Below are 6,590 nucleotides of genomic sequence, written 5' to 3'. Positions count from 1 at the left end.
TCCACCTGCAGCTGCTGCAGGGCCTGGCGCACCGCCGCCAGCCGCTCCTGCAGGGCCTGGAGGGCGGCGTCGGCCGTGGCGGCCTCCGCCTCCAGCGACAGGGAGAACGACAGCCGACGGGTGGGGCGCTCCTGCTCGGCGCTGCCCCTGGCCTCCAGCAGGGTGCCGTCACAGCGCAGCTGCACCTGGGCGACGGCGGCAGCGGGCCCGCTGGCGAGCGCCGCCAGACCCAGCAGGGCGGCGAGGGGACCCAGGACGATCGGGCGCATGGCAGGGGAAACGGCTGGGGCCAGCCTGCTCGCACCCGGGGCCGAACACCAGGATCGGCGGCAGGATGGGGCGATCGAAGCGAGCGTCTTGGCCCTGCTGCAGATCTGGATCGGCGCCCTGGCCGCCACGGCCGGGCTGCTGGTGCTGGCCCGCCTCTGCCGTCACCGGGCCCTTCCGGCCATGCCGCTGCGGCTGCCGCTGCTGGCGATCGCCGCCTGGGCCCTGCTCAGCTCGCTGCCGCTGCAGGGGTTGCCGCCGGCCTACCGGGTGTGGGTACTGCTCACCGACGACCTGCTGCTCACCTACGCCGCCATCCTCCTGGCCCTGTGGGCGCTGCTGCAGGTTCCCGCCCACCTGGGGCTGTGGCGCCCGCCGCCGCAGCTGCTGCTGCAGTTGCTCACCCTTGGCAGCGGTGCCCTGGCCACGGTGGTGCTGGTGCGCCAGTCGGCACGGCTCGACCTGGTGGGCCTGGTGACCACCTCCGCCGTGCTCACCGCCGTGATCGGCCTGGCCGCCCAGGAGTCCCTCAAGGACCTGTTCGCGGGCCTGGAGCTGCAACTGGGGGACGACTTCACCGAAGGCGACTTCCTGGAGCTGGACCAGGGGGTGCGCGGGGTGGTGGTGCAGGTGAGCTGGCGGGACACCATGCTCCGCAACATGGACGGCCAGGTGGTGGTCGTGCCCAACAGCCTCGTCACCGAGAGGGTGCTGCGCAACCTGGGGCGCTCCGGCGCCGTCAGCAACCGCTTCAGCGTCGGCCTCGACTACGACCTGCCGCCCGCCCAGGCCAGGGCCCTGCTCGAAACGGTGGTGCTCCAGCATCCCGGGGTGCTGCGGGAGCCGGCCCCCAGGATCAGGGTCAAGGAGTTCCAGGACAGCGCCATCGCCTACGAGCTGCAGGTGTGGCAGCGGGAGCTGGGGGACGGCGCCATCGGCGACCTGCGCAGCGACCTGCTCGAGCAGATCTGGTACGCCCTGGCCCGGGAGGGGCAGAGCATCCCCTTCCCGGTGCGGGAGCTGCAGCCGCGCCGCTCCCGGGATCGCCCCCAGCGGCCCTCCCGACCCTCCCCCCAGGTGTGCTGCCAGACCCTGGCCAGCGAGGGCCTCTTCACCGACCTGAGCGCCGAGCAGCTCGAGACCCTGGTGGAGGGCAGCCACCTGGTGACCTACGGCCCCGGCGAGGCGGTGGTGCAGGAGGGGGCCGAGGGCCGCTCGATGTTCCACGTGCTGCGGGGGAACGTGGAGATCCTCAAGGAGCTGGAGCCCGGCCACACCGTGGCCGTGCGCCGGCTGGGGCCGGGCGAGGTGTTCGGCGAGATGACCCTCTTCCTCGACGCCCCGCGCAGCGCCACGGTGCGGGCCACCGAGGAATGCCTGCTGCTCGAGGTGGACCGGGACAGCATCAAGGGCCTGCTGGACGAGAATCCAGACCTGCTGGAGCGCTTCGCCGCCATGGTGCAGGAGCGGCAGGCGGAGCTGCGGAACCTCGACCGCGAACAGCACACGGAACGCTCCAATGCCCTGCTGGACACGATGAAGCGGCTCTTCGACGCCTTCAAGGGCAACTGATGGACAGCGGAACCCCGCCCGGCTCCAGGGCAGCGACCTGGCTGGCACGGCTGAAGGCCCTGCCTCTGGGGGATGGCCTGCGCTCGCTCGTCCCCTACGCCGCCGCCGGCCTGCTGCTGCTGGCGCTGCAGCGCAGCCCGGTCAACGAAACCCTCAACCTGCTGCTCTACGACCTGATCACCAGCCTGCGTCCGGCGCCGCCCGGCACGGACAAACCGATCACGATCATCGGCATCGACGAATCGGACCTGGCCACCTACGGCTTTCCCATCGACGACCGGGTGCTGTGCGAGGCGATCGACCGGCTGCTCGCCGGAGGGGCGGTGGTGATCGGCCTCGACATCTACCGAGACCAGGGCGTGGGCCCCGACCAGGCCTGCCTGCGGCAGCGCTTTCGAGACAATCCTCGCCTCGTCTCGATCTTCAACGTGGCCGAAGCCATCGGCCCGGTGCCGGGGACGCCGGCCGATCGGCGCGGGTTCAACGATCTGGTGCTCGATGCCGACGGGGTGATCCGCCGCGATCTGGTGCATGTGGCGGGCCAGGACGAAGCCACCGTCTCCCTTCCCCTGCGGCTGCTGGAGCTGGGCCGGGGCCAGCGCAGCCTGCGGCAGCGGCTCGAGAAGGGGAGCGAACCGGGCCCCTGGCTGGAGCCGGCATCGGGGGGCTACGACCAGCTCGATGCCGCCGGCTACCAGCAGATGCTGTCCTTCCACCAGCTCGGCAGCTTCCACCTCTGGAACCTCCAGGATGTGCTGGGCCGCCGGCCGATCCCCGCGGACCAGATCCGCGGCCACATCGTGCTGATCGGCAGCACCGCGCCGAGCCTGCGGGACCTGTTCCCGGTGCCCCACACCCGCTCCGCCCTCGGGGCGAAACAGCTGCAGGTGCCGGGGGTGGAGATCCACGCCCATCGCCTCGCCGCCCTGATGGATCGCACTGTGGCCGGCGACCCGCGGCGGTTGCGGACGCTGCCGGGCTGGGTGGAGCGGCTCGCCGAGGTGGTGGCGGTGGTGCTGGGGATCGTGCTGGGGGAGGCCTTCGTGCTGCTGCGCCGCAGCGTGATCGTGGTGGGACTGGTGGCGGTGCTGATGGTCGGTGGCGCCGTGCTGCTGCTCTACAACGCCGTCTGGGTGGGGCTGAGCCTGCCCCTGACGGGTTTCATCGCCATGGCCGGTGCGGGCTGGGTGCGCCGCGGTGCCTCCAGCCAGAAGCAGCGCCAGCAGATCGAGCGCCTGCTCGGCCAGACCACCTCCCCGGCCGTGGCCCGCCAGCTCTGGAACCAGCGCGATGGGCTGCTCAGCGATGGGCGCTTCGAGGGGCGCCAGCTGCCGGTCACCGTGCTGATGTCGGACACCTGCTCGTTCACGGGCGTGTCGGAGCGGCTCAGTCCCGGAGAGCTGCTCGACTGGCTGAACCGGGGCATGGCCCTGTTCGTCCCCGCGATCACGCGCCGGGGCGGGATGGTCAACAAGTTCACCGGCGACGGCCTGCTGGCGGTCTTCGGGGCCCCGCTGAGCAGCGGCGAGGAGGCGGATGCCAAGGCCGCCATCGACGCCGCCCTGGCCATCCAGCGCGCCGTGGCCACCCTGAACGAGGAGTTCCAGAAGGAGGGACTGCCGGCGATGGCGCTGCGCATCGGTGTTCACTCCGGGGCCGTGCTGGCCGGATCGATGGGCAGCAGCGAACGGCTGGAATACGCCGTGATCGGCGATGCCGTGAACTGTGCCGCCCGGCTGGAGAGCCTCGACAAGCAGCGTCAGACCAATCTCTGCCGGGTGCTGGTGTCGTCCAGCACGGTGGAGCTGCTGCCCAAGGGCCTTCCGCTGGAGTGGCTCGACTGGGGGGCGATCAACGTCAAGGGGCGCACCGAGCCCCTGCGCATCTGGGAGCTGCGGGGCGGCCTCAGGCGGGGCAACGCACTGGAATCCGCTCGGGCCACTGGGCCGTGATCAGGTCGGACAGACCGAAGGCGGTGCCGACCTCCTCGCGGGGCACGCTGGCGCCACAGGAGCGCTGCAGCCTGGCCAGGGACGCCTGCACAGCCCCATCCTCCTTGGAGGCATCGGTCACCAGCAGGCTGAGGGCCGGCGGTGATTCGGCGGCCACGAAGTTGAGCGGATCGGCGGCAGTGGGGGTCGCCGCGGCCCCGGGGCAGAGGTAGCTCGACTCCCACATCGTCGGCACCTTCACCGGGGGCAGGGCGATCAGGGTGATGCCCGGGCCGGAAGCCGGCAGCACCCGGCGCTGGCCCGAGGCCATCGAACCATCGGCGGTGCCGCGGCCGCTGAGGGGGCGGAAGGTGATCTCCAGCGGGCTGGGGGAGGCGCTGGGGCCTTCCAGCAGCCCGAGGGTGCGGTCCTTGCCGGGGGCGAAGACGCTGCTGGCCGGCACCAGGTGGGCCAGCAGGCGGCTGGAGCAGTCACCGCGGGTGCCTCCGCCGACCCGTCGCCCCGGGAAGGTCTTGCGCAGATCGCTCTGGGCCTGGGCCTGCGGCGGCTCCTGCGCCGCCAGCGGGGCCAGGGTGAGAAGGGCGGCCACCAGCACCTTGCCGGCGGCCCTTCGCTTGGTGGTCGCGTTGAGCAAAATCAGTGTCTTCATGATCACAGGTGGCGACAACGTTTCATGACAACCAGAACCCCGACGATGCCTGCCGGATCGCCAGCCAGGCCCAGAGGAGCTTGGTGATGATGTGAAGCGCCTGATCGAACGACAGGCTCCAGAGACGACGGCATTTGCCGAAGTCAATCAACAGATGCACCATCCACTCTGCCACACCAAAAAGGGGTGACTGGGTGATCGCTCCCACCAGAAAACCATGGATGGCGGCATGGGAGGTGAGCCACCAACCCCAGCCGAGGGTGACACCGCAGCCGGGACATTTCTCCCGGGCCATGCGATCGCTCTGGAGCCCGAAATCCCCGACGAAGTGGGCCATCGCCAGCATCAGAAAGACGTTGAAGACGGCTGGAAGATCAGGCACGGAATCAAGAACCGGGATGACCGGAAAAGCTCATCAGGTGAGGCAGGGGGAGCGAGCCGGGCCCTGGAGCCCGTTGGTGTGGCCTCACCAGGGAGTCCCGATCAACTGAACCCCGGCCCAGAAGTAGGGATGGGTCACGCCTGCCGCAATCCGACGCCGCTGGGATGGGCTCAGCTCCGTGAGAAGGGGAACGCCATCGGACCCGATGACCTTATCGCCTTCCAACCTCACCTTGCCAGTGGACATGGCCTGGCGGGTGGCCCGCAGAGCTTCGGCTTTCTGCATCCCCCGATCGAGGAAGCGATAAAGCTGCAGGAAATAGGCGGAGGTGGCGACATCATCGACATACCAGAGCGTGCCGATGGCGCTGCGCGATCCCGCCTGCAGGGCCAGGCCGGCGAACCCGAGCTCACTGTCGCTGTCGCCCAGGGCCGTGCGACAGGCGCTGAGCACGAACAGCTCCAGCGGGCTGCCGCTGCGCTGCTGGCGCAGGCGGGCGAACTCCTGCAGGCTCACCGAGCCGGTGCCGGTGTAGATGCGGGCCTGGGAGGGCCCACCGGGCAGGAACTCGGCATGGGTGGCCACGTGCAGGCGCTCGTAGCGCGGGTCGGCCGCGCGGCTCAGCAGCACCTCCGGTGAAAAGCTCCTGTTCAGGAACCGGTCGACCCCGACCCCCTCCGGGATGCCGGCCAGCTCATCGGGCACCAGGGGCAGGGGGCTGAGCCCCTCGAACTCCGAGGCACCCGCCGCCAGCACCCGCCCCCGGGTCTGGCGCGGCGGGCCGAAGGAGGTGAGGTTGAGGGACGGGGTGATCGAGAAGCCGTAGCGATCGCCGAAATAGCTGGTGCCGTCGTGGAGGGCCGCGAAGGGAAGACCCTGGAGGCCCCGGTCGGCGACGATCACCAGGGTGGTGATGCCCTTGGCCCGGAGCTCCGCCGCGATGGGCTCGATGACGGCCCGGTGGATCTGCCGGGACGGGGAGTCCGGATTCTCCACCTGGAGGGGCTCCAGGCGAGCCAGCTGCCGGTACAGCGCCCGCAGCTGATCCCCGAAGCGCTCCCTGGAGAGCTCGACGCGCTTGCCGACCGGCTCCCCCCGGCGGCTGAGCAGGATCAGATCGAGGAACGAGTTGGCCGGCGTCGAGCCGGTGGCATCGGCGGCCTTGGGCTCCTGGCCCGTCGCCGGCTTCGGATCCTGGCCCGCCGCCGGCTTCTGCTCGGTGAAGGACACCATCAGCACCGCCGGATTGAAGCGCTCGTCGTCCTTGTCCCCCTTCTGGGAGGCCTTGCTCAGCAGCTGTTGCAGTTCCTCGAGGCGCAGGGTTCCGCCGGATTCCCCCGCCACTCCCACATCCCCGAGGGTCCGGCGCACGTCCTCGGTGCGCTGCTGATCGCCATCGGTGATCGCCGCGGCCACCAGGGCCGGGGAGAGGGTGGAGGTGGTGGCCGTGAGCGGGCCGGGCACGGGCATCGACCCGCCGGTGAGGCTGAAATCGGCCTCCGAAAGGTTCACCGCCAGGGCATCGGAGCCCACCCCGCGCCGGCTGCTGGTGAGGGTGGAGCCGAAGGGGGTTGTCTGGGTCGACGGAAAGATGCGGTACCCGAGATCGGGCAGGAGGAACGACGGGCTCGACGGGGAAAGCGGCGACGGGGTCGACGGTGACGGCGTTGACGGTGACGGGGCAGCTGGCGCGGTGACCATCTGGGGCGCCATCGGCGTGACCGGCGGGCTGGGCGTGACGGGGACGGCGGGCGGGGTGGGGATGATG

General features: G+C 70.8%; 6 protein-coding genes. 2 read left to right on the top strand and 4 right to left on the bottom strand.

Annotated features, from left to right (window positions below):
- On the bottom strand, positions 1 to 269 hold a 269-nt coding region (locus tag VB737_RS04870; RefSeq protein ID WP_500311613.1), incomplete at its 3' end, for an SIMPL domain-containing protein.
- An 88-nt stretch (positions 270 to 357) separates the two neighbouring features.
- Here VB737_RS04870 and VB737_RS04865 point away from each other — a divergent pair.
- Both VB737_RS04865 and VB737_RS04860 read left to right on the top strand, forming a co-directional pair.
- The gene (locus tag VB737_RS04865) at positions 358 to 1,839 is read left to right on the top strand and encodes a cyclic nucleotide-binding domain-containing protein (RefSeq protein WP_500311611.1); all 1,482 of its coding nucleotides are present in this window, start codon (positions 358 to 360) and stop codon (positions 1,837 to 1,839) included.
- Positions 1,839 to 3,791, top strand: a complete 1,953-nt coding sequence (locus VB737_RS04860) for a CHASE2 domain-containing protein (RefSeq protein ID WP_500311609.1) — start codon at positions 1,839 to 1,841, stop codon at positions 3,789 to 3,791. The genes VB737_RS04865 and VB737_RS04860 overlap by 1 nt, the downstream gene beginning before the upstream one ends.
- On the opposite strand, the gene VB737_RS04855 is transcribed toward VB737_RS04860, so the two are convergent.
- From VB737_RS04855 to VB737_RS04845, 3 genes are all read right to left on the bottom strand, one after another.
- Positions 3,745 to 4,440: a hypothetical protein gene (locus tag VB737_RS04855; protein ID WP_500311607.1), complete on the bottom strand. Its 696-nt coding sequence runs from the start codon at positions 4,438 to 4,440 to the stop codon at positions 3,745 to 3,747. The genes VB737_RS04860 and VB737_RS04855 overlap by 47 nt on opposite strands.
- 22 nt (positions 4,441 to 4,462) lie before the next feature.
- Positions 4,463 to 4,822 carry a DUF3307 domain-containing protein gene (locus tag VB737_RS04850; RefSeq protein ID WP_500311605.1) on the bottom strand — a complete coding sequence of 120 codons (360 nt, stop codon included), beginning with the start codon at positions 4,820 to 4,822 and terminating at the stop codon, positions 4,463 to 4,465.
- Positions 4,823 to 4,906: 84 nt separating this feature from the next.
- The coding region (locus tag VB737_RS04845) for a CHAT domain-containing protein (protein ID WP_500311603.1) at positions 4,907 to 6,590 on the bottom strand (1,684 nt) is incomplete at its 5' end.

It is taken from the genome of Synechococcus sp. BA-120 BA3, assembly GCF_034931285.1.
GTDB lineage: Bacteria > Cyanobacteriota > Cyanobacteriia > PCC-6307 > Cyanobiaceae > Cyanobium.
The sequence above is the reverse complement of the archived record's forward strand: the minus strand, read 5'-3'. Positions and strand labels throughout refer to the sequence as shown.